The 25,057-nt window shown below is 45.6% G+C and carries 22 protein-coding genes, 1 other RNA gene and 3 pseudogenes; 5 read left to right on the plus strand and 21 right to left on the minus strand.

Annotation, left to right across the window (positions count from 1 at the left end; translation table 11 throughout):
- Window positions 1–16: 16 nt before the first annotated feature.
- Both BDD39_RS06630 and BDD39_RS06635 read right to left on the minus strand, forming a co-directional pair.
- On the minus strand, window positions 17–946 hold the full coding sequence (locus tag BDD39_RS06630) for a DMT family transporter (protein ID WP_166909209.1): 930 nt from the start codon (window positions 944–946) through the stop codon (window positions 17–19).
- Complete coding sequence (locus BDD39_RS06635) at window positions 927–1,859, minus strand: DMT family transporter (RefSeq protein ID WP_166912306.1); 933 nt, start codon at window positions 1,857–1,859, stop codon at window positions 927–929. Before BDD39_RS06635 ends, BDD39_RS06630 begins: the two co-directional genes overlap by 20 nt.
- Before the next feature lie 310 nt (window positions 1,860–2,169).
- On the opposite strand from BDD39_RS06635, the gene BDD39_RS06640 reads away from it, so the two are divergent.
- The 4 genes from BDD39_RS06640 (at window position 2,170) to BDD39_RS06655 (ending at window position 7,280) form a co-directional block, all read left to right on the plus strand.
- On the plus strand, window positions 2,170–3,255 hold the full coding sequence (locus BDD39_RS06640) for an endospore germination permease (RefSeq protein ID WP_166912307.1): 1,086 nt from the start codon (window positions 2,170–2,172) through the stop codon (window positions 3,253–3,255).
- A 2-nt stretch (window positions 3,256–3,257) separates the two neighbouring features.
- Window positions 3,258–4,784 carry a spore germination protein gene (locus BDD39_RS06645; protein ID WP_166909210.1) on the plus strand — a complete coding sequence of 509 codons (1,527 nt, stop codon included), beginning with the start codon at window positions 3,258–3,260 and terminating at the stop codon, window positions 4,782–4,784.
- Window positions 4,781–5,923: a Ger(x)C family spore germination protein gene (locus tag BDD39_RS06650; protein WP_166909211.1), complete on the plus strand. Its 1,143-nt coding sequence runs from the start codon at window positions 4,781–4,783 to the stop codon at window positions 5,921–5,923. Before BDD39_RS06645 ends, BDD39_RS06650 begins: the two co-directional genes overlap by 4 nt.
- Window positions 5,924–6,068: 145 nt before the next feature.
- Window positions 6,069–7,280 (plus strand): MFS transporter, encoded by a 1,212-nt coding sequence (locus BDD39_RS06655; RefSeq protein WP_166909212.1) that lies wholly within the window; start codon window positions 6,069–6,071, stop codon window positions 7,278–7,280.
- Between the two features lie 131 nt (window positions 7,281–7,411).
- On the opposite strand, the gene BDD39_RS06660 is transcribed toward BDD39_RS06655, so the two are convergent.
- Entirely contained in the window at window positions 7,412–7,627 is a 216-nt protein-coding gene (locus BDD39_RS06660; protein ID WP_166909213.1) for a DUF6501 family protein, read from the minus strand.
- Window positions 7,628–7,769: 142 nt separating this feature from the next.
- On the opposite strand from BDD39_RS06660, the gene BDD39_RS06665 reads away from it, so the two are divergent.
- The gene (locus BDD39_RS06665; protein ID WP_166909214.1) at window positions 7,770–7,943 is read left to right on the plus strand and encodes a hypothetical protein; all 174 of its coding nucleotides are present in this window, start codon (window positions 7,770–7,772) and stop codon (window positions 7,941–7,943) included.
- Between the two features lie 30 nt (window positions 7,944–7,973).
- On the opposite strand, the gene BDD39_RS06670 is transcribed toward BDD39_RS06665, so the two are convergent.
- From BDD39_RS06670 to BDD39_RS06755, 18 genes and pseudogenes are all read right to left on the minus strand, one after another.
- The gene (locus BDD39_RS06670) at window positions 7,974–8,165 is read right to left on the minus strand and encodes an NETI motif-containing protein (protein ID WP_166909215.1); all 192 of its coding nucleotides are present in this window, start codon (window positions 8,163–8,165) and stop codon (window positions 7,974–7,976) included.
- A gap of 70 nt (window positions 8,166–8,235) precedes the next feature.
- A complete protein-coding gene (locus BDD39_RS06675) occupies window positions 8,236–8,385 on the minus strand; it encodes a DUF2639 domain-containing protein (protein WP_166909216.1) in 150 nt (49 codons plus the stop codon).
- A 99-nt stretch (window positions 8,386–8,484) separates the two neighbouring features.
- Complete coding sequence (locus BDD39_RS06680) at window positions 8,485–10,161, minus strand: transglycosylase domain-containing protein (protein WP_279587932.1); 1,677 nt, start codon at window positions 10,159–10,161, stop codon at window positions 8,485–8,487.
- Between the two features lie 47 nt (window positions 10,162–10,208).
- On the minus strand, window positions 10,209–11,390 hold the full coding sequence (locus BDD39_RS06685) for an IS701 family transposase (RefSeq protein WP_166907872.1): 1,182 nt from the start codon (window positions 11,388–11,390) through the stop codon (window positions 10,209–10,211).
- Between the two features lie 114 nt (window positions 11,391–11,504).
- Window positions 11,505–11,936: a biosynthetic peptidoglycan transglycosylase gene (locus BDD39_RS06690; protein ID WP_243846006.1), complete on the minus strand. Its 432-nt coding sequence runs from the start codon at window positions 11,934–11,936 to the stop codon at window positions 11,505–11,507.
- A gap of 122 nt (window positions 11,937–12,058) precedes the next feature.
- On the minus strand, window positions 12,059–13,753 hold the full coding sequence (locus BDD39_RS06695) for a DHA2 family efflux MFS transporter permease subunit (RefSeq protein ID WP_166909218.1): 1,695 nt from the start codon (window positions 13,751–13,753) through the stop codon (window positions 12,059–12,061).
- A 10-nt stretch (window positions 13,754–13,763) separates the two neighbouring features.
- On the minus strand, window positions 13,764–14,402 hold the full coding sequence (locus tag BDD39_RS06700; protein WP_166909220.1) for an HlyD family secretion protein: 639 nt from the start codon (window positions 14,400–14,402) through the stop codon (window positions 13,764–13,766).
- 4 nt (window positions 14,403–14,406) lie between these two features.
- Complete coding sequence (locus BDD39_RS06705; protein ID WP_166909223.1) at window positions 14,407–14,847, minus strand: MarR family winged helix-turn-helix transcriptional regulator; 441 nt, start codon at window positions 14,845–14,847, stop codon at window positions 14,407–14,409.
- Between the two features lie 326 nt (window positions 14,848–15,173).
- Window positions 15,174–16,052: pseudogene (locus BDD39_RS06710) on the minus strand (IS982 family transposase).
- Window positions 16,053–16,273: 221 nt separating this feature from the next.
- Window positions 16,274–16,465: non-coding RNA, 6S RNA (ssrS, locus tag BDD39_RS06715), on the minus strand.
- A gap of 74 nt (window positions 16,466–16,539) precedes the next feature.
- The gene (locus tag BDD39_RS06720; RefSeq protein ID WP_166909225.1) at window positions 16,540–18,102 is read right to left on the minus strand and encodes an acyl-CoA carboxylase subunit beta; all 1,563 of its coding nucleotides are present in this window, start codon (window positions 18,100–18,102) and stop codon (window positions 16,540–16,542) included.
- An 11-nt stretch (window positions 18,103–18,113) separates the two neighbouring features.
- Window positions 18,114–18,896, minus strand: coding sequence for an enoyl-CoA hydratase (locus BDD39_RS06725; protein ID WP_166909227.1), 783 nt, complete (start codon window positions 18,894–18,896; stop codon window positions 18,114–18,116).
- 16 nt (window positions 18,897–18,912) lie between these two features.
- A complete protein-coding gene (locus BDD39_RS06730; protein WP_166909229.1) occupies window positions 18,913–19,812 on the minus strand; it encodes a hydroxymethylglutaryl-CoA lyase in 900 nt (299 codons plus the stop codon).
- Between the two features lie 12 nt (window positions 19,813–19,824).
- Window positions 19,825–20,037, minus strand: a complete 213-nt coding sequence (locus BDD39_RS06735; protein WP_166909231.1) for an acetyl-CoA carboxylase biotin carboxyl carrier protein subunit — start codon at window positions 20,035–20,037, stop codon at window positions 19,825–19,827.
- Between the two features lie 22 nt (window positions 20,038–20,059).
- Complete coding sequence (accC, locus tag BDD39_RS06740; protein WP_166909233.1) at window positions 20,060–21,412, minus strand: acetyl-CoA carboxylase biotin carboxylase subunit; 1,353 nt, start codon at window positions 21,410–21,412, stop codon at window positions 20,060–20,062.
- Window positions 21,413–21,483: 71 nt separating this feature from the next.
- A pseudogene (locus tag BDD39_RS06745) lies at window positions 21,484–22,131 on the minus strand (AMP-binding enzyme); the annotation flags it as partial.
- A 127-nt stretch (window positions 22,132–22,258) separates the two neighbouring features.
- Window positions 22,259–23,917, minus strand: a complete 1,659-nt coding sequence (locus tag BDD39_RS06750) for an IS1634 family transposase (protein ID WP_015863777.1) — start codon at window positions 23,915–23,917, stop codon at window positions 22,259–22,261.
- A gap of 62 nt (window positions 23,918–23,979) precedes the next feature.
- Window positions 23,980–25,014 (minus strand): annotated as a pseudogene (locus BDD39_RS06755) (AMP-binding protein); the annotation flags it as partial.
- Window positions 25,015–25,057 lie beyond the last annotated feature (43 nt).

A 25,057-nucleotide genomic window follows, 5' to 3' on the forward strand; every position in this document is an offset into this window, starting at 1 on the left:
AATCCACATCCCTTTCTTATGTTATAGATGTCGAGTTGGAAGATTGTCTCTCTTTTTTTGGAGACAATAAAAGAACGGTCACCATAATGCAAGCGGCTCCAACGGCTTGAAACAGACCGAACGGGACATGCAAAAAAGCAATCGAGGCTACTACGGCTGATAGCGGCTCAACGCTAGATAGCAAGCTTGATTCCGTCGGCGATAAGTAGCGGATGCTTTCGATAAATAATAAAAACGCAAATAAAGTGCCGAATACAACGACAAACACGATAAGCAGCCATGTCTCCACATCCCAGCGCACTTCCGGCAGAGGAAAAGGTGGAAAAACGAAACACATGCCTCCCCCGCCGATGACCATTCCCCAGCCGACAACGAGGATGGAGTGCCACTTTTTCAGCATCTGTGCCGAAGATAACGTATAAAATGCTAAGGCAACACCAGAAAGAACTCCCCAAAAGACAGATATAAATGGCACTTTTAATTCCCCGGTTGAACCGTTTGTAATTAATAGAAAAGTCCCTAAAAGAGCCAATACAATTGCAAGCGCCACTTCTTTCGTCGGACGATGCTTTTGAGCCACCATGACGTATAACACGATATAGACAGGAGCTAAATATTGCAATAATGTCGCCGTAGCGGCATTGCCTGTGGCGATCGATGCAAAGTACGTATATTGCACTCCAAGCATGCCGAAAAACCCAAACAATAGTAAGCTTACGATGCTTTTGGCGTTGGCCCAGATCGACAATATCGCCATCCGTTTGCATGCCGCAAACAATAGCAACGCACTTCCCGCCATTATCATTCGCACCACGACAAGCCATTCTGCGGTTATTTGCTTTTCCTGAAATAACACTTGCGCCGCTGTTCCTGATAATCCCCAAAGCGTTGCACCGGTGATAACCATCAATAGTCCTTTTATTCGATTAGAGACTTGTGCGAACATGATTCTCCCCTTCTTTTGACTGATGTTGATGGATAGGAGGCATAACGGCAATAAACACCCCTATGATAATCAGCAACCCACCTAAATAAAACGAAGCGGTTATCTGTTCATGTAAAAACAAAAAACCAAACACAGTGCCGACGAGCGGCTGAAAAAAGAAAAATAACGAGCCAATCCCGGCATCCATCATTTCCATTCCTTTATTCCAAAGAAAAAACGCTCCTGCGGTTGAAACAACGCCGAGATAAAGGATCCCCAATATGACCGGCGTGCTCGGAAGGAAGATTTCTTGTTCTTGCAGCTCCCAAATCATGACGGGCGTTGTAAATAACAAAGCAAAAAAGATCGCATAAGTCGTAATGATTAAGATGGAAAAACGGCTCGATGCGACTTTCACATAGACCGATAAAAGCGCCCATGTCAGCGCCGCCCCAACTAACATCATATTTCCCCAAAACGATTGTCCCCCGCTATCGTCAAAACCGATGACGATGACAACCCCGATGGTAGCCAGCAAAAGAGCCATAACTTTTCTCAAGGTGACGGATTCGTTTAGGACAAATCTTGCGAACAAGACAATAAACGCCGGAGTTGCCGACGTGATTAACGCCCCTGTATGTGCATCAGATAATTTTGTTCCGATAAACTGCAAGGATATCGAAACAAAATAACCGATAAAACCGATCCACCCTAGCAAAAGCCAATCTTGTTTTCGAATGGATATCCTCGTTTTTGTTTTATATTCATGAAATTTTAATATCCCAAATAAAACAACGAACGCGATGGCATAACGAAGCCAAACTAACGTAAACGGCGGAACAAAATCAAGGACGTATTTGCTGACGACGTACATTCCGCCCCAAATGCTTGCTGCCAAAGATAAACAGAAAGCGCCAAAAAATGTATTTTTCATCATGAAACAAACCTCCGTCTTTATAGGGATTAAAACCTCATCCTTAAGACAAGGCGTGGTTATTGGCTGCTCGCCTCGTCTTAGAAACAAGCAGACGGTTGGTCGTTTTCCAATAAATCGAAATACATTCTCACCGTTCCCACCTTTTTTCTATATCATTCCATTTTGTTTCATTGTATCAAATGATCGTCAAATACACATTACTATTTTTGCATATTATTCCATGTATGTTGCAAAAAAGAATAGGTATTCTGTTTTAGGAAAAAATAGTAACATGATTAGTAATTCATCCAAAAGAAAGGTGTCCGCCGTGAATAATACTCCGTTAAATACCGTTCAACTGGCTTGTGTGTTTATGTTATCTATCGGGCTAATGAATCATGTCATCGTAGTCCCGTTGCTATTACAAGCAGCCGGTCGTGATGCATGGATTTCGTCAATCATAGCCCTTGCGGCATTGCCACTATGGCTTCCGCTTTTGTATTTTGTCATGAAGCAATCCAATCAAATGAATATATTCTTATGGTTAAAAACAGAATTTAAAAGTGCCGTTGCATATTTCGTGGCCATTCTTGGAAGCCTATTATTACTTGTTATCGGCTATGTTACACTCAACGACACGGTTACGTTTACTACTACTGCCTACTTAACGCGGACACCCGATTGGGCCATTTTATTAATCTTAACAGTGATGTGCTTTTATAACGCATATCATGGCATCCCATCCATCGCAAAGACGGCGGTTATTCTTTTACCATTTGTTTTTATTTTTGGGATTTTAGTTGCGATCGCAACTACGCCGCATAAAGATTATTCATTGTTAAAGCCAATCATGGAGAATGGCTTTACCCCTGTTTTCAAAGGAATGATCTATGCCGGTGCCGGATATGTGGAAATTTTTATTATTTTATTCATGCAACATCATCTTCAAACTCGTTTTTCTTTTAAAGCTCTTTTCATCATTAGTGTTCTCGCCGCAAGCTTAAGCATTGGTCCAACGATTGGCGCGATTATTGAATATGGACCGAAAGAAGCAACGAATTTACGTTACCCGGCCTTTGACGAATGGCGATTGATTAAATTAGGAACGTATATTGAATATCTCGATTTTCTTGCTGTTTATCAGTGGATGTCTGGAGCGTTTATCCGAATTTCCCTGGCTTCCGCGCTTATACCAGAGCTATTTCATGTAACGGATAAAAAAGCACGATTATGGATTCTGGCCGTTATTTATATCACTCTGTTTTTATTATCATTGATTCCGATCAGCGACGACAAATTTTTAGATTTGCTATATCAATTGGTTCTGCCGCTTTCGCTACTATCCATTCTATCTCTCTCTTTGTTCATTGGGATATTGGCACTCATTTCATATTTAAAGAAGAGGAGAGCTTAATCATGCAAATTCCTTCCAGAGCGCCGCAAGTCAGAAATAATCCAAATGATCATAGCGGACAGGAAACACTCATCATTTCCGAGCAAACGTTGCGCGATCATTTTTCTCATTGTAAAGATGTCGCGATTCTTACCTCGACGATTCAACCGGCAAAAACCGCAAGCGGCACGCTTACCTTAGTGTTTGTCTATTGTGAGGAGCTGTGTGACTCTCAGCAGATGAAACAGGTCATATTTCCAATGTTTCGCGAAATGTGCCGCGAATATCCTTGCCAGTCGGTGGAGGAAATTGAAACAAACAAACTGATGCCAATGGAATTGCTTGGAAAAGAAGTGCTGATCGATGATCTGAACTATCTTCTCTTTAGCGGTGATTTATTAATCTACTTTCAAGAAGCGGATGTTTTATATTCCCTTACGCTTGCCAATCCACCGAACCGCGACCCGGAAGAGCCGAACACGGAGGTGTCGATCCGCGGTCCGAAAGACGGTTTTATTGAGGAAATTTCGAAAAACGTCGCGCTCATCCGTAAGCGGATCAAATCCCATAAGCTCTGTTATGAACAATTTATCGTCGGAACAAGAAGCCAAACAAAAGTGGGATTAATGTACATTGACGACATCGCCAATCCCGAAATGATTCATGAGGTAAAAAAAAGAATTTTACAGGTAAATATTGATTCTCTTACGAGCACCAATCAGTTGGAAGAGCAGATTGGCGATAAACGGTTCTCGCTGTTTCCGTTATTTGCCTACACAGGACGGCCGGATTTTGCAGTGAATTGTTTATTAAATGGAAGATTTATCATCCTGCTAGACGGTGCTCCCACCGTCATTATTGGTCCAGGAAACTTATTGTTTTTACTAAATACATCGGAAGATAACGTTACATCACCTTTCTTCGTCATTTTTCAGAGATTCCTTCGCACCATGGGAATTTCCGTGTCTATTTATTTACCTGGATTTTGGGTCGCGTTATTATCGTTTCACCCAGAAGAAGTGCCATTCACTCTCTTAGGAACGGTTGCGCTTTCCAGGCAAGGAGTGCCGTTGCCTGTTCCACTAGAAACGTTCATCATGGTGGGGTTGTTCGAGATCTTTAAAGAAGCGGGCATGCGCTTGCCGTTAGCGATTGGGCAAACGTTATCGGTTGTCGGCGGATTGATTATTGGACAATCGGCTGTCAACGCTGGCTTAGCCACACCAGGAAGCCTTGTTGTTGCGGCCATTTCCGTTATCGCCACGTTTACATTAGTGAATCAAAACTTGGCGGGAACCGTGACGTTATTGCGTTTTATTGTCTTAGCCGCTTCTTCTGCACTAGGGTTTTTTGGGTTTATCGCTTCTTTATTTATAATTTTAACATACACGGCAAATTTAACCATATTTGGAATTCCGTATCTTACTCCGCTCTCTCCTCCAACCAGGGATATTTTCAAAGTCTTAATCCCGAATGGATGGAAAAAATTCAAAAAGAGAGCAGATTTGCTAAAACCGCAGGACGATACACCAAGGGGGGAAGCGAATTGAATTTCAAACCCGCCTTTCCCTTTATCATCTCTATATTCTTGTTAACAGGCTGCTGGGGAGCGCGCAATATTGATCATCTTGTTTATATTGATGCAATAGGTGTTGATTATAAGGATCATCATTTTATCGTTTATGTGCAGCTCATTAGCTTTATCGGATTGGCGAAAGTCGAGACTGGAGGCACCCAAGAAAAAACCTCCGTTGCCGTTGGAAGATTCACAGGCGAAACGTTTAATATTGCAACCGATAAGTTGTATACTTCTATTCAACGAATGGTATCATGGGGGCATGTGAAAAGTATCGTGTTTACAAAAAGAGCGCTTAAGAAAGCAGTACTGCAAGACGTCTTAGACCTTATAACCCGATATAACGAAATTAGGCCTACACTATGGGTTTATGCGACAGATGAGCCATTAAAAAAAATTTTTGAGGCAACACCACTTTTGCATACAACTCCATTCTATTCTTTGTTATCCAATCCTGAGGAGCTTTTTCAACAAAGTTCATTTATTCGGCCGATCCGCTTACATCGCTTTATCGCTGATATGAATGAAACTTCCAAAACAGCGCGACTTCCTTATCTCAACATTACTACGCGCAATTGGGCGGAAGATAAAAAAGAAAAACCGATGTTAAATGTAAAAGGAATTTGCTTTGTTGACCATTATGAGCTTCAACAATGTATCGATCGTTCCAAGTTGCTGGGAATCAGGTGGATGGAAAAAGATATAAGCAGAACTCCTATTTATGTAAAAAAAGGAAACAAAGTGGTCGCATCGATCGTCATTCTTAAACCTAAACCCAAAATTTCCTACCAAATCAAAGGAAATACTCCCGTGTTTAACATCAAGGTATCCGGCAAAGGAAGTGTAGTGGAGTTAAGAGAAAAATTAACGGAAAAACAATTAATTCGCTTGGCGCAAAAAACGGTGGAAGAGGAAATAAGAAGCCTCTACAAGTTGGGGCTGAAATACGATATGGATATCCTTAACCTCTCTGAAGCGATGTATCGCCAAAAACCGGAAGATTGGAAGAAGTTTTCCAAAAGCGGAAAGATTCCATTAACAGACGAAAATTTAAAAAAGATTAAAGTAAAAATTTCCATTGATACGTCTGGAAAAGAGAAATTTAGACAGTGATGCATCTTCGATCATTTTTGGCTAGAACGTAAACATATGTTATTGCAATCACCTTCAAATGGATTATAATGGAATAAAGAATAAATGGCTCCCTTCGCTTTCCACGAAGGGGATTTTTTTTGAAAACGATAAGGGGGATGGAGAAATGCAAGTGAATGTCCAACGTGTCACGGGGGTGCAAACAACCGTATATCCCATTTTAATCGCAATTAGTGTAGGCCATCTATTGAATGATTCGATGCAAGCGGTTATTCCGGCGTTGTTTCCGATTTTAGAAAGATCCATGAATTTATCGTATACCCAAATTGGATGGATCGCTTTTACCCTAAATATGACTTCTTCGGTGATGCAACCGGTTGTTGGCTTTTTTACGGACCGAACCCCCTCTCCTTACTTCCTACCGCTTGGAATGGCAGCGAGCTTGCTTGGCATGGTGGGGCTTGCGTTTGCGCCACATTTTTTCTTTGTTTTATTATCCGTCTTGTTTGTTGGGTTCGGTTCAGCGATTTTTCATCCGGAAGGATCACGCGTTGTATATTTTGCCGCGGGGGCAAGAAGGGGATTCGCCCAATCCATTTACCAAGTGGGTGGGAATACGGGAAATGCCCTTGCTCCACTGTTTACGGCACTGATTTTTGTTCCATTTGGGCAAAAAGGCGCGGTTTGGTTCACTGTTATTGCTGCTTTTGGCATCGTCCTTTTGTTTCGCGTGTCACGATGGTATTCTAACCGCCTTGAACAATACGGAACCGTTCGCAAACAGGCAAAGGACGACAAAGCGAGACCAAGCCAACGACCAAATATCATCTTTGCTTTATCGCTACTAATCTTTTTAGTGTTTGCGCGGTCATGGTATTCCGCTGGCATTTCCAACTATTATCAATTTTATTTGATGAAACATTATCATGTGCCGATTCAAGAAGCACAGGTTTATTTATTTGTATTTATGATCGCCGGAGCCATCGGTACATTTGTAGGCGGACCGCTAGCGGATCGATTCGGAAAACGAAATTTGATGTTGTTTTCGACACTCGGCACCGCACCGTTTGCCCTCATGCTTCCGTATCTTCCGCTTGCATGGATACTTCCTGTCGTTTTTCTTGCTGGGTTTATTTTATCATTAAGTTTTTCTACATTTGTCGTGTATGCTCAAGAATTGCTTCCCGGAAATGTCGGCATGGCGTCGGGGCTGATCGTTGGGCTGGCGTTTGGGATGGGAGCACTTGGGGCTGTTGTTCTTGGAAAAATTGCTGATTTGTATAATTTAAACATTCTTATGATATTGTGCAGCTTCCTTCCGTTGCTTGGGGTGCTCACATGGTGGCTGCCAAAAGAAAAATCGCTCGTTTCCCAATAGGCGAAAAGGCTGTCTCCGTGAGAAACGAAGACAGCCTTCATTGGTTTGTAGCATTCATCGAGCAATGATCATGTTACCCGTATCACGATTCATAGAACATGCTGGGGTGAACACCTTGCCCTAAACTGCCCTTACTCCACTTCTTGCACTTCCTCAAAATAGTCTTTATAAAATCCGCCGATTTTCCCTGTATTATCAATGACAAAATAAAATTCTTCTGTTTCGTTTTTTACTTCATATGTTTTTCCTGGTGTTAACACATTATTAACAATGTATTTTTCCGCGTTGGTATGTACACATTTCACCTTTTTTAACGTTGGGCGTTTTAACCAAGTGTGATGAATCATGTTCGACTCTCCTTTTTTTGTCATTACTACTCCCATTTTAGCGATATTTCGATTTGGCTGCAATATCAATTAATTTTCGATGAATGGGAGTGCGGTTGGGCATGCTATGGATGAAAGTCTTTAAAATAAAGGAGGAATCACGATGGACAAACATTCAAACGAGCGTCAATTCCAACAAGACATCAAGCAATACAACATGGATAATATAATCAATGCGCCAAAAGATTACGTATATCGAGTCGGATACGAAGCATCAAGCGGCAATCCTACCGGCGACCATGATGTTGCGAAAAAAACACGGGAATTCAAAGAATAACCAGAATACCCTTTATAAAGGGATTCTGGTTTATTCGTTCCGGACTGCTTCGAACGTTATCGTTCTTCCGCACGGTTCAATGACCGTTTCCCCATTTTTCTTCACTTCACGAAAAATCGGCTGTTCGATACGTCGAATGGGGCGATATCCTTCTGCTTTTATACGCTCCAGACACTCGTCAATCGTTTCATGTTCTTCGACGACAAATCTTTTTTTCATCATCACATCCCCTCCTCTCTTTTATGTTACTTATTTCCACACAAAAAATAAACCGAACGATTGCATCATTCGGCTATTGATTTTTCTTTACATATTTTTGATACAGTCCAATTAAAGTGGCTGTTCTATACGTTTCTAATTTTTTTCTTTCCACAGGATGACGGCGAATTCCTGCCTCTTTCAACTGTTGGACGAGCCAACCTTTGGAACCGAAATAAGCCATAAAAATTCCTCCCTTTTTTTCTATCGCTTGTCCTATATATACGACGGAAACAAAAAATAAGAACTAAAAAATCGGATTGGCGATGACGCCAATCCGATTTTAATCATGATCATGTTTATGGCCTTTTCCTTTTTCCTTATGTTTCTTTTCATGTTTTTCATGCGGATGGTGTGGTCGTTTTTCCTTCTCCCTTTTTTCTTTTAGGCCGTGTTCATGTTTTTTTCGTTCCTCTTCTTTTTTCCGTTTTTCTTCTTCTTTCTTTTGTCTATGCCATTGCTGCCATTGTTTCTTTTCTTTCTTTAAAGCTGGGTAGGCAAATGGCTGCGATGGCGTGCCTTCGAGCGCTTTTTCCATGATTTCTTTAAAAATAACGGCGACCGTTTGGCTGCTTGTCGTTTGCAAATAATGGCGTTCATCGGTATGATCATATCCAAGCCAAACCGCTCCGACAAGCTGAGGAGTATAGCCAACCATCCATTGATCTTTTACCCCATTTACTCCATCTAGCGGAAATTGGGTCGAGCCTGTTTTTCCCGCTAACGCCCTTCCAGGAATGCGGGCGAGTTTCCCTGTTCCTTCTTTTACGACCCCTTCGAGCATAAACGTTATTTTTTGCGCCACTTCTTTTGATGTGACACGCACATCATGCGGTTCCCATTTCGCCATCTCGTTGCCGTTTTGGTCGACGATTTTTGTAATAATGTGGGCTTCTTTTCGTACACCGTTATTCGGAAATGCCGAATATGCCTCTGCCATTTGCAATGGAGATACTCCCTGCTTCATTCCCCCTAATGCAATTCCTAAATAATGGTCTTCTTTTTCTAAAGGGATGCCGAACCGCTGCAAAGCATCGATGCCTTTTTCCAATCCGATTTGATCTAAAAGCCATACAGCAGGAACGTTCAGCGAATGAATGACCGCCTCATACATCGTGACACTTCCGCGGTACGTATGGTCATAGTTTTCTGGGCGATAGCCATCAAACTCCATTGGCTCATCTTTTAATTCGTCAAATATATGGTATCCCTGTTCTAACGCGGGAGTATACACAGCAAGCGGCTTCATGGCTGACCCCGGCTGACGTTTTAGTTGCGTCGCCCGGTTAAACCCGCGGAATACATGCTCGCCGCGCCCGCCGATCAACGCCTTGATCCCGCCTGTTTTCGGATCAAGAAGCACCGCACCACTTTGGACAAGTTGATCATCCGTTCCTTTTGGAAATAATGCGTCATTTTGATATACCGTTTCTAACGCTTCCTGCATGCGGGGGTTTAACTCTGTATAAATATGAAGCCCCCCGGACAGCACTTCCTTTTGTGTTAAATGATACCGTTCGATTGCTTCTTGAATGAGATGGTCGACGTAATACGGATATTTTCCTTTGTACGGATCCTCTTTTTCTTTTTGAATGATAATCTTTTCTTGTCTAGCGCGCAAAAACGTTTGTTCATCAATATAACCTTGTTCCTTCATTAATTGAAGAACGATGTTTCTCCTAGCGATCGCTTCTTCGTAATGACGGACGGGAGACAGTGCGGACGGCGCTTTAATCAATCCTGCTAACAACGCGGATTCGCTTACCGTTAATTCGGAAACATCCTTTCCAAAGTAAGTTTCTGCCGCTTTTTTAATCCCCCACGCTCCCTCGCCGAAGTAAACACGGTTGACGTACATTTCTAAAATCTTTTTTTTCGAATACGTTTGCTCGATTTTTTTCGCGATAAACCATTCTTCCCATTTGCGCCGCAATGTTTTTTCATTCCTGTAGTTGAGCAATTTTAATTACAATAATTACCATGTAAAAGAGACAAACAGGGTACCCCTTATGCCACGTGGAGCTGTTTTTTCACGGTATCAATGGGAATATTTTGTTTCGCTGCACGGTAAATGAACTCCACGAGGCTATGTCCTTTTCTCTTGCGCAGAAGATCGAGCCCATCAGAAAAATCGCTGTTCGACTCGAACATGCTGTACACGTAAGCAAGCTGCACCAAGATCCAGTAGCGTTTCACCGCCCGACGTCCGCGAACGCGGTATCCATCGAGTTTCAGCTGGTCTTTCGCTTGACGGAAAAAACATTCGATCGACCAACGCTGGGCATAGTAGCGCAAGATCTCTTCATCGCTTAGATCCCGGTCGGTGCTCAAGACGCAGTGAAGATGTTCCGATGTCATCGGCTGATCGGCTTTCCAAGCGAGCAGCACCACGGCATCATCGAGACCTTTGAGAGAGCCTTCGTAGCGATAAACCCGATAACGCTCTTCTCCCACCGTGACGAGGTGAGTGTCTTTCGGTTCGATGTAGCGGGCAAACTCCCTCACCTGAACCGCAATGCCTTTTGGATAAAGAAGCCGATTGGCCTTGAGCATTGCGATTACGTGGAATCCCTTTTTCAGACAAGCTTCCACGAGCGTTTGCGATGGATACCAAGAGTCCATCAGCACATAAACAGGACGGTGTACATCCAAAGAAGAAAGCATCTCGATCGCGAGTTCCCCCTTGCTTTTCCCAGCCGCCTTGTCGTAGAGGCGGAACGCAAAGGGAAAAGCCTGGGTCATCGTATGAACCATGAGCCAAACGAGAGAATGTCCCCAGATCGACTTTTTCTCTGTGTGAGAATAGTGCCAATCACACCCTTGAATGGCGTGCGTTGCCTGTGACGAAGGCTTGGTTTTTTGGCAAATCGTATCATCGATCGAAACAAAAAGGGGTTGACTCTCCTGTTTGGCGATGCGTTCGACACGACGAAGCATCCACTGTTGAAGTTTGCGAAGCAGCGTCTCTTCATCCCAAGGGCTTTTCGTGAAAAAATGGCTGAGTGTCGTGCGGTGGTTCGGATGAAAGCTCCAATGATGAAGATCGGTCAATGTTCCCGCAAATCCTTTGGTGGTCAGCGCATCCACGATATGAACGAGATGCTTCATGACAGGTTTTGAAAAATAAAGGGCCAACCCCAACATCGTGAAAAACTTGTGGATTCCTTGATGATGTGCTAATCTATTCATGAGACATGAACCTCCTTGTGAATAGTTTTGGTGACACATCTATTCTAATCAAGGAATCGGGTTCATGTCTCTTTTTTTGTTTGGTTGTAAATTTATGTTAGCGAATTTGCTCATCTACAGTTCATTCGTTAAAAATACGTTTTTCGCTAACTGCTGTGTAATGGTGCTTCCGCCTTCCGCCCATTCCCCAGCTTTCATATTGCGGACGAGCGCCCGCAAAATGCCATAATAATCAATCCCATGATGCTGATAAAAACGGCGGTCTTCTGTCGCTACTACCGCTTCGAGAAAATGATTAGGAATCCGTTCGATCGGTACCCATTCCATCTTCGATGAGGAAATTTTGCTAGCGACACGTCCGTTTTGGTCATAAATGACAGTCGGGGCTGGCAGCGGATTTTGCAGCGCGCTTATATCTCTTGTCGCGATATACCATTGCATCGCTAAATAGACGCCGACAATAAAAACCGCGAACACAGCTCCATTCAGCAGCCAATGCCTTTTCCGTTTGTTTTTTCTTGCTTGCCATCGGCTTTGTTGTTCCAATGAAATCCCCCCTACTCTATCAACGTTATACAATTCGAAGCGACGCTCCTTTTTCCGTACATTGCCCATCATAAAAAAATGGCGCAAACGGCCTGGTTGCGTCCATTTGCGCCAGCATTCCATCAAGCTGATGGAACATCTTTCTTTTTCCCTTTTAAGAAGAACGCCAAAATCAGCGCCAGCACAGCGAGTCCGGTAGCGACAAAAAATGCGTCGTTAATTCCCTCAACAGCGGAATGCTGTTGTACGATGCCATATAAAAGCTGCGCGATCGCTTCATCACTAGGAATCGCATGTTTCAACTGCGCGACAATATCCATGAAGAACGGATTATTTTCCGTCATCTCATTGCGATAATTTTCCGCATGAAACTTCGTACGGTTAGACATGATGGTAACGAGAAATGCCGTACCAAGCGAAGCAGCGACTTGCCGCAGCGTGTTGGCCATTGCCGTTCCATGGCTGTATAAATGGCGTGGCAACGCGTTTAATCCTTCCGTCATAATCGGCATCGACAACATCGACATGCCGAACATGCGGAAAATATAAATGGCCAAAATATGGCTGTATGGCGTATCCATCGTCAGCTTGCTGAACTCCCACGTTGTCACGACCGTAATAACTAATCCAACAATCGCCAGCATGCGCGCGCCGATGCGGTCAAAAATCCAGCCGGAAATCGGCGACATAATCGCCATTACGATCGCGCCAGGCAAAAGCAACAAACCCGCGTCAAACGGCGTAAAGCCGCGCAAGTTTTGCAAATAGACCGGAAGCAGGACCATCGCGGCAAACAGAGCCATGTTAATGACGCAGCCGATGATGGTGGACAAAGTAAACACGTTATATTTAAACACACGGAAATTCAAAATTGGATTTTCCATCGTTAACGAACGCCATGTAAATAAAATCAAGAATATGACACCAATGATAATGGACACTATTACACTCGTCTGTCCCCAGCCGTTGCTTCCGGCTTCGCTGAATCCATAAAGCACACCGCCAAAGCCGATTGTCGAATAAATCGCGCCGCGCCAGTCTAAAAGCGGATTTCCTGTTTTCGGTGTATTCTTTAACCAAAGAAACGCGAGCACAATATCAATAATCGCAATCGGTAATACAACATAGAACAAAAGGCGCCACGTGTAATGTTCCACGATCCATCCCGATAATGTCGGACCGACGGCCGGCGCGAACATCATGGCAATCCCAACAGTTCCCATCGCCACTCCGCGTTTTTCGGGCGGAAAAATAGTTAGCATAATGACCATCATTAATTGCATAATAATTCCCGCCCCTACCGCTTGGATCAGACGGCCGGTCAAGATAACGGAAAATGATGGGGCAACCGAACAAATAAACGCTCCGATCGCAAAAAACGACATCCCTGATAAAAACAGTTTTTTTGTTGGAAATTTAGCAATTAAAAACGGGCTGATCGGAATCAGCACACCGTTAACGAGCATGTATCCTGTCACAAGCCATTGAATCGTTGACGTTTCTACATTGAAATCATTCATCATATGCGGCAGCGCGACGTTAATGAGCGTTTGGTTCAAAATCGCCACAAACGCTCCAAGTATGATCGTCACGACCACTTTTACGCGGCTGTCGCCAATGTTGGCCAAAGCCGTTTGGCCGGATGGCGCTGTTGTTTGAACCGTCTTTTCGTCGCTATTTGCCACCGCGCTGGTCGATGCTTCCGCTCGTTTTGCATCAGGCGGGACGGGAGCGTTTTTTCGTCTTATTAGCGCAATATTCGCCACCGCAAGAACGAGAACGGAAAAAATAATGTAGCCAGTTAAAAACATTGCCATAGGCCATCACCTACTTATGAATGCGAACGGTGACGTTCATTCCTGGTACTAGCCCCGCCCCGTTATCATCGTCAATGGAAATCGTCACTGGAATGACTTGCGTCACTTTCGTATAGTTTCCAGTAGCGTTGGAGCTTGGAAGCAAGCTAAATGTATTGGCAGTCGCATTCCCTATTTTTTCTACTTTGCCGGTAAATTTGCGATCTGGGTATGCATCCACGTAAATATCGACATCTTGGCCTACTTTGACATCTCTAATATCCGTTTCTTCAATGTTGGCCGTTACCCACAAATCATCCAAATCATAGCCGCGCGCCAGCGTCATGCCAGCAGCGACAAACGAATTTTCCACCGCGTTTTGCTGCACAATCGTCATATGATGCGGAACAGTTACTGGGATTGTATTTTTGCCGTCGAAGATCTCACCAATTTTAGCGTCGCTGTTAAACGTTTTTCCGACATTTCCCGACCAGGAAGTCAACTTTCCAGAAAACGGAGCAGTAATCGTAATCGCTTGGCCGTCGATACGGGCGTTGTCCGTTTTAATGTAGTTGGTTACCTCGTTGACATAATAATAAGCAGCAAAACCGCCGCCTACAAGTAAAATAAGAACGATAATGTTTAGCGTGATGAGCCGTTTTGCGTTCATTGTTTTATTCCTCCCCTAGCAATATGTCCTTCATTTTTTGTTGAATAGAAAGAAATTGGATAATTTCATCCATCTCTATTGTTTGCTCAATTTTTTTTAACCGCTGCAACAAAATTGATTCCTGGTTAAACGCTTCTTGAATCGTCCGTCTTCCTTTTTCCGTTAGACTTAATACGACGGCGCGGCGGTCTTTTTTCGAGGTTTCCCGCGCCACTAATCCAGCGCTGACAAGGCGGTCCACCGTACCGCTGACGTTGCTGTTGCTTAAATTTAATTTTTCCGCCAAATCGTTCAGCCGGATATTTTCTTTTTTCCATAACGTGTAAAGAATCATTAGCTGCACTTCTGTAATTCCTACCCGGGCCGCATCTTCGCGGACAAGCCGGCACAACGCTTTTTGCATTCGGAACACCGAATACATAATCTCTTTTCCAATACCTTCCATGCATCCCCCCTCCTCACTATTAATATGTAATCAAAATAGTTTCAATACGAATTATTTCTATGCGAAGTATGATTATAACATGACAATATATAAAAATCAAAATAAATCAAATGTGGGGAAAACATTGGGAAATCATATGCTAGATAAAATTCGTCCAGAAGGCCGAAGTCTTGCTCCGCCTTTTTTCCTGGTTGATAAAAAAGAGCCTGCTCAAAACGAGTAGAATCCAGTTTTTCGACAAAGCCGACAAGCTGCGCCCAGCACTAAGCCAAATCTAACCATTTTTCATGTAATATACTATTTTAACCCGTGGTGCTAGTTGAGTTTTAACACTCAACTAGCCCAAGAACAACAAGGGAGTAAGCCAGTAAAATACCATCCAGCGCCGTTTCAAATCCAGAAACCGAGTTCGCTCGAATCTCGGTGATCCGATACGAATCGACTAAAATCGAAAACACGGTTTCCACCACTTTACGTTTTCGCTTCATCCACTGTTTCCATGCGTCCGATTGGCGAATTCGCTGATTTTTTCGAACGGGCGTCCAAAAAGCGACCCGGTGCTCTTCGTACAGCTTCTTTTGCAGCTTTTGGCTGATATACCCTTTGTCACCGAGGTTATACGGATGTGGAATTTGCGTCATGACGGTTTCAGCGGCCACCCGGTCGTGACAAGACGCTTCAGTGACGACATATCCCATCGGAAGCCCTTGGTCGGTGACCTGCAGATGAAGTTTCAACCCATAGAAAGTGATCCTTTTGGAAGCACAATAGCCAATATCCGCAATTCCACGAAACCGTTTGACGCGATGCATTCGGGATGAATGACACAGCTCGATCGGCAAGCTGTCCACGACCGCATACGCATGGTGTTGCCCGCACTTGGCCAGCTGGTGCCGAATCTACTTGATCGCAAAGCTAAGCGCTCGGCAGCGACGGTTGTACCGAGAACGCTCAGGGAACAAGGCCTTGGGAAACAAATTCCCAATCACAAACCGGTGCCAAGCCCGTTCGGAAGTGAAGCCCAACAACTTTCCAAGGACATGGATGGTGATGATGACTTCGTCTTTCTGTTTCAACAAATGACGATTTCGACGTTGAAGATGAATCTGGATACTCGATAGTTGAGCTGATACAAAACACAAAATCGATGCATATTGTTTTTGAAGTTTGACACGATCTGTTGTAAAATGAAAGTGCTCTTGCATGGGAACTTCTCCTTTTGATGTTTGGTTGCACTTTCATTTTAAGGAGATCCTCATGCAAGGGCTATTTTTTATGCTTGTCTGATTTTATCTAGCACCACGGGTAAACTTTTTATAAATCAAGAAGCAATTTTTTATTTCATTAAATTTTGGAAATCAACTATTTTTGACAACATGCATGTAAAAAGCCGACCTCCATGCAAGAGATCGGCTTTTTTCGTGTGTATGACGCCGCGTTTGCCGTTGGTGGAATGCAGTTTCTCAACCACACTCTACCAGGTGGGTGTTCGCAGAAACGTTCCTGTCGTCCTCTAACCTAGCGTGTAGGGAGGCATGACATTCCCGTTTCGATATAGAACTCCCTTTCTTTTGCCATCGGTTGAAACTTCATTCTTCAACGAACAACGCAGCGGTTTTTGGTGATTATTATCATACATAATCTTTTTTCTTTTTGCAAGTGGATGATTCTCTCATTTTTTCGTAAGTGTCCTTAAACTGGATACACACCATGTTTTCTTTCCGAGAACGTCATATATTTAGACATATACGCATCAAAACGGCGGATCAGCTCATCGCGCAATTGGTTTGGAGCAATAATGCCGTCTACGACCATTTCCGACGCAAGCCGGTAAATATCGATATCGCGGCGGTATTCTTCACGTTTTTGTTCGACAAAGGCTGCGCGCTCTTCCTCTGGCAATTCCGCAATTTTATTCGCATACACGGCGTTGACTGCCGCTTCCGGTCCCATGACGGCGATTTGCGCGTTTGGAAACGCCAAGCAACAATCCGGTTCAAACGCCGGTCCGGCCATCGCATACAACCCGGCACCGTATGCTTTGCGCACGATGATCGAGATTTTCGGCACGGTCGCTTCCGACATCGCCGAAATCATTTTCGCTCCGTGGCGGATGATGCCGGCGCGCTCCACTTTCGTACCGATCATAAAACCTGGAATGTCGGCTAAAAAGAGAAGCGGAATGTTAAACGCATCGCAAAGCGTAATAAATTTCGCCGCTTTGTCGGCAGAATCGTGGAACAACACCCCGCCTTTGACGCGCGGCTGATTGGCGATAATGCCGATCGTCTGGCCGTTTAAGCGCGCCAGTCCGGTGATGAGCTCCGGCGCAAACAGCTTCTTAATTTCGCAAAACGAGCCTTCGTCGATCACGCGCTCAATCAAATCGTACATGTTAAACGGGGCGTTTTGGTTCGCCGGAAGAATATCTTCGATCGTTTTTTCAAACGCTTTTGGCGGTTTCGCCTCCACTACAGGCGGCTTCTCGCTGTAATTGGCCGGAAAATAGGATAGATAGCGGCGGGCATAGGCAATCGCCTCTTCTTCCGTTTTCACAAGCACATCGCCACATCCGGAAACAGTGCAATGCATACGGGCCCCGCCCATTTCTTCAAGCGTCACTTTTTCTCCGATCACCATTTCCGCCATGCGCGGCGAGCCTAAATACATCGAGGCGTTTCCTTCGACCATGATGACAATATCGCAAAATGCCGGAATATACGCCCCACCGGCAGCGGAAGGACCAAATAAGAGGCAGACTTGCGGCACTTTTCCTGATAATTTCACCTGGTTATAAAAGATTCTTCCCGCACCGCGCCGGCCTGGAAACATTTCAATTTGGTCCGTGATGCGCGCGCCAGCAGAATCCACTAAATATAGAATCGGGCAGCGAAGCTTTTCTGCGGTTTCTTGAATACGAATAATTTTTTCAACGGTGCGCGCTCCCCATGAACCTGCTTTCACCGTAGAGTCATTCGCCATTACGCATACCGTTTGACCGTTAATTTTTCCGACTCCTGTAACAACGCCATCGGCAGGGAGCCCATCAGCTAGGCAGTTCGCAAAAAGACCGTCTTCAAATTCCAGTCCGTTGTCCAACAATAATTTTAAGCGGTCACGGACAAACAGTTTCCCTTGCGCGGCGTTTTTCTCGTGATATTTTGGAGCTCCTCCTTGTTCGATTTTCTTGATTCGTTCCGTCAATTGCTCTGTAAGTGTTTTGTTTTGCTTGTTCATCACATCGTTTGTTTGCATGTGCCTTCCCCCTATTCCCCTTTGTAGACCGGTTTTCGTTTTTCTTTAAACGCCTGTAGTCCTTCGAGACGGTCTTTTGTTGGAATCGTGATGTCATATGCCATTTGTTCAATGCGCAATCCTGTCGCTAAATCAACATCTAAACCGCGGTTGATCGCAATTTTCGCTTGCATGACGGCGATTGGCGCATTCACTACGATTTGTTCGGCGATTTCCATCGCCTTTTCCATCAGTTGCTCGCGCGGTACAACGTATTCAACAAGACCGATTTGTTCCGCTTCTTTAGCGGTAATGCGTTTTGCTGTAAAAATTAATTCTTTCGCCTTCCCTTTTCCGATTAGGCGCGGAAGCCGCTGCGTCCCTCCCGCTCCCGGAATGATTCCAAGCGACGTTTCCGTAAGACCAAGCTGCGCCGTGTCTGCAGCAACGCGAATATCGCAAGCAAGTGCAAGCTCAAGCCCTCCGCCAAACGCGGAACCATTTAGCGCGCAAATCACCGGCTGCGGGAGCTGTTCTACTTGATTAATTGTCTCTCGAATCAGCGTCACCGTTTTGCGTACTTCCGTTTCGTTCATACCGGCGCGCTCTTTTAAATCAGCTCCAGCGCAAAATACTTTTTCGCCTGCTCCGGTAAAAATGACGACGCGGACGTCCCGACGGAAAGCGAGGTCGTAAAGAAGATGCGATAATTCATATAGCAATTCCGTCGATAGCGCGTTTGCCGATTCAGGACGGTTTAACGTAATGATCGCAATCCCGTTTTCCAATGCCGTGTATTGAACAAGTTCTGACATATATGTTGTCCCCCTTTTACGTAGAAATCGTTTGCAAGTAACGGCTTGAAAGCGGGCGGCCGATTTTCTCTTGAATGAACAGCGCTGCTTCCATAAGACGCTGGACATCAATTCCCGTGGCAATGCCCATGCCGTGAAGCATATAGACTAAATCGTCGGTCGCCACATTTCCTGATGCGCCCGGTGCATACGGACATCCTCCTAACCCGCCGAGAGAGCTATCAAAAGTGGTAATCCCCATCTCGAGCGAAATAAGGATATTCGCTAGCGCCGTGCCGCGCGTATCATGAAAATGCATCGCGAGCTTTTCCTTTGGGAACCGCTTTAAGACGATTTCAAGCAGCTCTTGTACTTGCTTTGGCGTAGCGACACCAATGGTATCGCCCAAAGAAAGCTCGTCAATTCCCATGTCAAACAAACGTTCAGAAACGCGAATGACTTGTTCGACAGATACGCTTCCTTCATACGGACAGCCAAATACGGTCGATACGTAGCCGCGTACGGTTTTCCCTTCTTGTTTTGCTGCTCGAACCACTTCTTCTAGCACCGGAAACGTTTCTTCAATCGATTTATTAATATTTTTGCGGTTATGCGTTTCGCTCGCCGACATAAAAACCGCGACCTCATCCACTTGTGCCGTCAGCGCTTTTTCCAATCCTTTTTGATTTGGAACGAGTGCGGCGTACGTCACGCCGGGTACCCGTTCAATTCTCGTCGCTACTTCCAACGCATCCGAAAGTTGCGGAATCCATTTTGGATGGACAAAAGAAGTAATCTCAATATACGTTAAGCCTGTTTTCGACAGTTTATTGATCCAGGCAATTTTATCTTCTGTCGCGATTTGTGTTTTTTCATTTTGCAGTCCGTCGCGCGGGCCGACTTCTTTAATGGTGACATGTGTTGGCCATTTGCCCATTTCTCTCACCTCTTATTCTAATTCGAGCAGCACGTCGCCCTCGTTCACAAAATCCCCTTCTTGTACATAGATTTGTTTGACAACTCCCGAAGACTCCGCCGCAATCGGGATTTCCATTTTCATGGACTCTAAAATGACCACATCTTGCCCTTCTTCCACTTGATCTCCTACCGCGACAAAAATTTTCCATACACTTCCTGCCATTGATGCGACTACTTGACTCATTGTTTTCTTCCCCCATTTCTTCTTATTTTGTCGTTGTGGTTTGCAAGTACTTTTCTACAAAATTGGTTGTTGTGTCTCCCGCTTGGAACGCAGGATGGGAAAGCACCTCTTTTAGCATCGGGATGTTTGTTTTAATTCCTTCAATTTGATAGTTCTCTAGCGCCGCAAGCATACGTTTGATCGCTTCTTGGCGGTCGTTTCCTTTCGTAATCAGTTTGGCGATCATCGGATCGTAAAACGGTGTGACCGTCATGCCGCTTTGCACCGCCGTTTCATTGCGCACGTATTCACTTTGCGGCAGCCCAAAGGCCGTGATTTTCCCCGGCGATGGAAAAAATGTTTTCGGATCTTCGGCGTAGATGCGCACTTCAATCGCATGGCCTTCGCGGCGGATATCTTCCTGCCGATAGCGAAGCGGCTCGCCAGTGGCGACGCGCAGTTGTTCTTCGACTAAATCGAGCCCGGTAATTTCTTCGGTAACTGGATGCTCGACTTGCAGCCGTGTATTCATTTCGAGAAAATAAAAGTTTTTCTGTTCATCGACTAAAAATTCAATCGTTCCGGCATTCGTATAGCCGATATGTTTGGCAGCCTTGACGGCGGCTTCCCCCATTTTCCGCCGCGTCTCTTCATCTAAAAACGGCGACGGCGCCTCTTCGACGACTTTTTGGTGGCGGCGCTGAATCGAACATTCCCGTTCCCACAAATAAATGCAGTTCCCATGTTCGTCAGCGAGAAGCTGGATTTCGATATGGCGAGGATTAGCGATATATTTTTCTAAATACATCGCCCCGTCTCCGAAGAACGAAGCAGCGCGTTTTTGGTTTCCTTCAAACGCTTTACGGAGCTCTTCTTCATTGCGTACGATTTGCATGCCGATGCCGCCGCCGCCTGCCGAAGCTTTTAACATAATTGGATAGCCAATCGCTTCAGCGGTTTTTACCGCTTCCTCGACATCTTGAAGCGGGAAGGCGATGCCGGGAACGATCGGCACTCCAGCCGTTTCCATCGTCTTTCTTGCTTCAATTTTGCTTCCCATTTTCGCGATTACGCCCGCTTTCGGCCCGATAAAAACGATTCCTTCTTCTTCACAACGGCGGGCAAATTGTGGATTTTCGGATAATAATCCGTAGCCCGGATGGATGGCCTCCGCGTTTGCCGCCTTCGCCACTTCAATAATTTTTTCGATATTTAAATAGCTTTCGCTCACGCGCGGCTTGCCGATCAAATAGGCCTCATCCGCCAGCTTGACGTGAAGCGAATCGGCATCTGCTTCCGAATAGACGGCAACTGTTTGAATTCCTAATTTTTTACACGTACGAATGATACGCACCGCAATTTCCCCACGATTGGCGATTAATACTTTCGAAAACATCGCATTCACCCTTTGCGTCATTGTTTTATCGCCAAGCGGAGCTTCAAGGACGAAGCACCGCTTGGCGACGACTATTTAATGGTTAGGCCGAGACGTTGTTTCGCCATCTCCCGCAATCTGAATTTTTGGATTTTTCCAGAAGCTGTCATTGGAAACGAGTCAGTAAATTCGATATAGCGCGGAATTTTATGGCGCGAAATTTTCCCGCGGCAAAACTCGCGAATTTCTTCCGCCGTCGCTGTTTCTCCTTCTTTCAGGATAATCCAGGCCATCACTTCCTCGCCGTATTTTTCATCAGGAATGCCGACGACTTGAACATCGAAAATTTTTGGATGTTTGTATAAAAACTCTTCGATTTCGCGCGGATAAATGTTTTCGCCACCACGAATAATCATGTCTTTCAAACGTCCGGTGATACGGCAATATCCGTTTTCATCCATCGTAGCCAGATCGCCGGTATGCAGCCAGCCATCTTCATCAATGGCTTCTTTTGTCGCGTCCGGATTTTTGTAATAGCCTTTCATCACATGGTAACCGCGCGTGCATAATTCCCCTTGCACACCTGGCGGCACTTCTTTATTCGTGCCCGGCTCGACGATTTTCACTTCGACATTTGGCAGCGCGCGACCAACCGTTTCCACGCGCAAATGAATCGGATCATTCGTTCTTGTCTGTGTAATCACCGGCGATGATTCCGTCTGACCGTAAGCAATCGTAACTCACATTTCGCACCCTAACAAGGTCAAAACAAAGGATTTTTTATTTAGTTTTTCAGAATAACTTTTTGACCAACACAACGAGCGATGGCAATCCTTTTTTTACCATCGCTGGTCGTTCCGTATCACGTTACACGTAGATGCTCTCATCCATGCCCAATCCCTGCAGAATCCTTCGCTGATCAGGGGTAAGGGAGCGATCCAGTGAGCGTTGGATGCGCCCATCCGGCAGCTTGAACAGGACGACGTTCACATATTGAAACAGCTGAAAAATCGCCTGTCCCGTCGGCCGGGTCAGCTTGCGGCCTCCAGGACCCTTCAACGGGTGTTCTGGAGTAATAAACTGACGCACTCGGCGCTGAAAAACGCGGTAAATAGCCAAGGCCAACAGAAACAAATAGCCTAATACTGCGACCCGTTCTGGTTTTTTGACGTAAATCTCATCCGTGAAAAACGGATCTTTCAAAAAAGCGAAGTTCATTTCCACCGAGATCTGCCCTTTATACAGCTTCAAGATCTCTTGGGCATCCATGGGTTGGCCCTTCCATTCCTTCGGAACGGTCGTGACAAGGACAAACCGGGACGCTTTCCGTCTCGCCTGTTCCCACGCGTCTTGGTCGAATTCGACGTCAAGGTGCAAGAAATACAGCGTCTCCACCTCGGGTTCCGCCCCTTTTTTCGGCCGTCCGCGCCGTTTTTTCAGGCGTACGATCTCTTCGACCGCGGCCTCAACCCGATGAAACCGGGGGCGAAGGGACGCCTTGAGGGACGCCAAGGCTTGTTCGGCATCTTCCCGGCAGGAGAAGGGGTGACGCTCCCAACGGGCTTGTTCCTCGCGAAGAAGCTCCGCTTCTTTGGTTCGTTCTTTTTCAAGCGTCTTTCCTTTTCGCTGGTCGAGCGCGCTCGATTCAACAACGATCAGCCGAACGGGGTGGCCTTCATACGTCGAGGCCGTTTCCCATACCCGGTACGTGGCGCCGTTTCTCTCCGCCAACGTAAAGGGATCGCTCCACGTCGTGTCCTCAGCATCCGCTTCGGCCAGCGCGGTTTTCACGATCCGGAGCGACGAAGGGCCTCTGGTGATCAAAAAGGCGTTGGCCGCTTTGGTTTGCGCCAGGGTCTCTTTCGTCATCGCGGCGGAATCGGCCACGTAAATCCATTCGTCTTCGATTTTGGCCTGCTTCAGCTGTTCATGGACACGAGACAGCACCTCGGGATTCCATGTTTTATCGGGCAGGTTGCCATCGTGCACATCGCCGTAAAACGGGATGCCGTCCTCGTTGCCGACCAGTCCGAAACCGATCTGTTTTTGCCAACGATGATGGCGGTTGTAGCCATGTGTGATTTGTAAGGCCTCTAACGAGGCCGATTCATACGCGCCGTAAACGGTCTTGTCCGTCGTATCGGCGTGGAAGGCTCGGAGGGAAAGGCCTTCTTTTCGATAAATATGAATCAAGCAAGTGCTGATGACGTTGTGAATGCCAGCCTCATACAGGCGATCGAGATGACGGGCCAACGCATCGTCGTTCAACCAGGAAGGATGGAGATCGGGACGGATGAGTTTCTCACAATCGACCTCCTGAGCCCAATGTTCCAAGTGAACAAGGGCTTGCCGGCCGTCAAACACATTGTAGAGGATGGCCTGAACGGCATCGCTGACTCGCGTTTGGCACTGCGGATCGACGGGCACGAGATGGTCAATCAATTGAGGCAGACCCAGTTTCTTGAATAGGGCACTTATTATATTCAAATAAGAATTGCGATAGACCTTTTTGACTTGAACGTTCATAAGTGAAAAACTCCTTTACGTTCCTTGTGTGTCAAGGATTCATTCGACATCGGAACGAAAAAATCCTCCCGATTTTCGTCGAGAGGGTGCGAAATGTGAGTCGTAATCTCTTTTATTCCCATTTTCTCGATAACCGCTTTCATTACTTCAATTGGGCAAGGAGATCCGGCCATAATTCCCTTGCGAAGCGTTGATAAATCATATTTTTCAAAATCAGGTTCGTTCAATTCGGCAATAAACATCGTCGGCACCCCATGCAAGGCCGTGCATCTTTCCGCTTGCACGGTTTGCAGCACTTGTTTCGGGTTAAATTCCTGCACCGGCACCATCGTCGCTCCAACTGTGGCGCATGCCAATGTGCTCATCACGCAGCCGAAGCAATGGAAGAACGGCACCGGGATACAGAGGCGGTCATTTTTCGTGAGGTTCATGCATTGCGCAACTTGATGGGCATTGTTGACAATATTGTAGTGGGTGAGCATCACGCCTTTTGGGAATCCTGTCGTTCCCGAGGTGTACTGCATGTTGATGACGTCATGCGGATCGAGCGAATTCATCCGTTCATCGAGCTGTTCTTCCGTCACATCGTGCGCCATCGCCAAAATGTCGTTCCACGTAAACATCCCCGGATAGCGTTTCTCCCCAATGAACACGACATTTTTCAATTTTGGCAAACGCTTGGACTGAAGCTTTCCGGGCTCGCATGTACGCAGTTCCGGAACAATCTCATAAAGAATGTCGACGTAAGAAGAGTCGCGATATCGTTCGATTAAAAAGAGAGTGGTAGAATCGGATTGTTTTAATAAATACTCTAATTCTGCGGCACGGTAGTTCGTATTGACCGTGACAAGCACCGCTCCCATTTTCCCTGTCGCAAATTGGCATGCGATCCATTCCGGCACATTGGTCGCCCAAATCGCCACATTTTCTCCTTTTTCAATGCCAAGCCGCATCAACCCGCGCGCTACTAAACGGCAATAGTCATCGAATTGCTTATACGTCATTCGCAAGCCGCGGTCTGCGTACACGACCGCCTCTTGATCTGGATGCAACCTCGCTTTTTCCTCCAGCAACTTCCCCACTGTGACCGTCAACATAAACCGTCTCCTCCCCTTTGTCCAAATTCATTCCTAACTATAT

Origin of the sequence: Saccharococcus thermophilus (assembly GCF_011761475.1) — a bacterium.
GTDB lineage: Bacteria > Bacillota > Bacilli > Bacillales > Anoxybacillaceae > Saccharococcus > Saccharococcus thermophilus.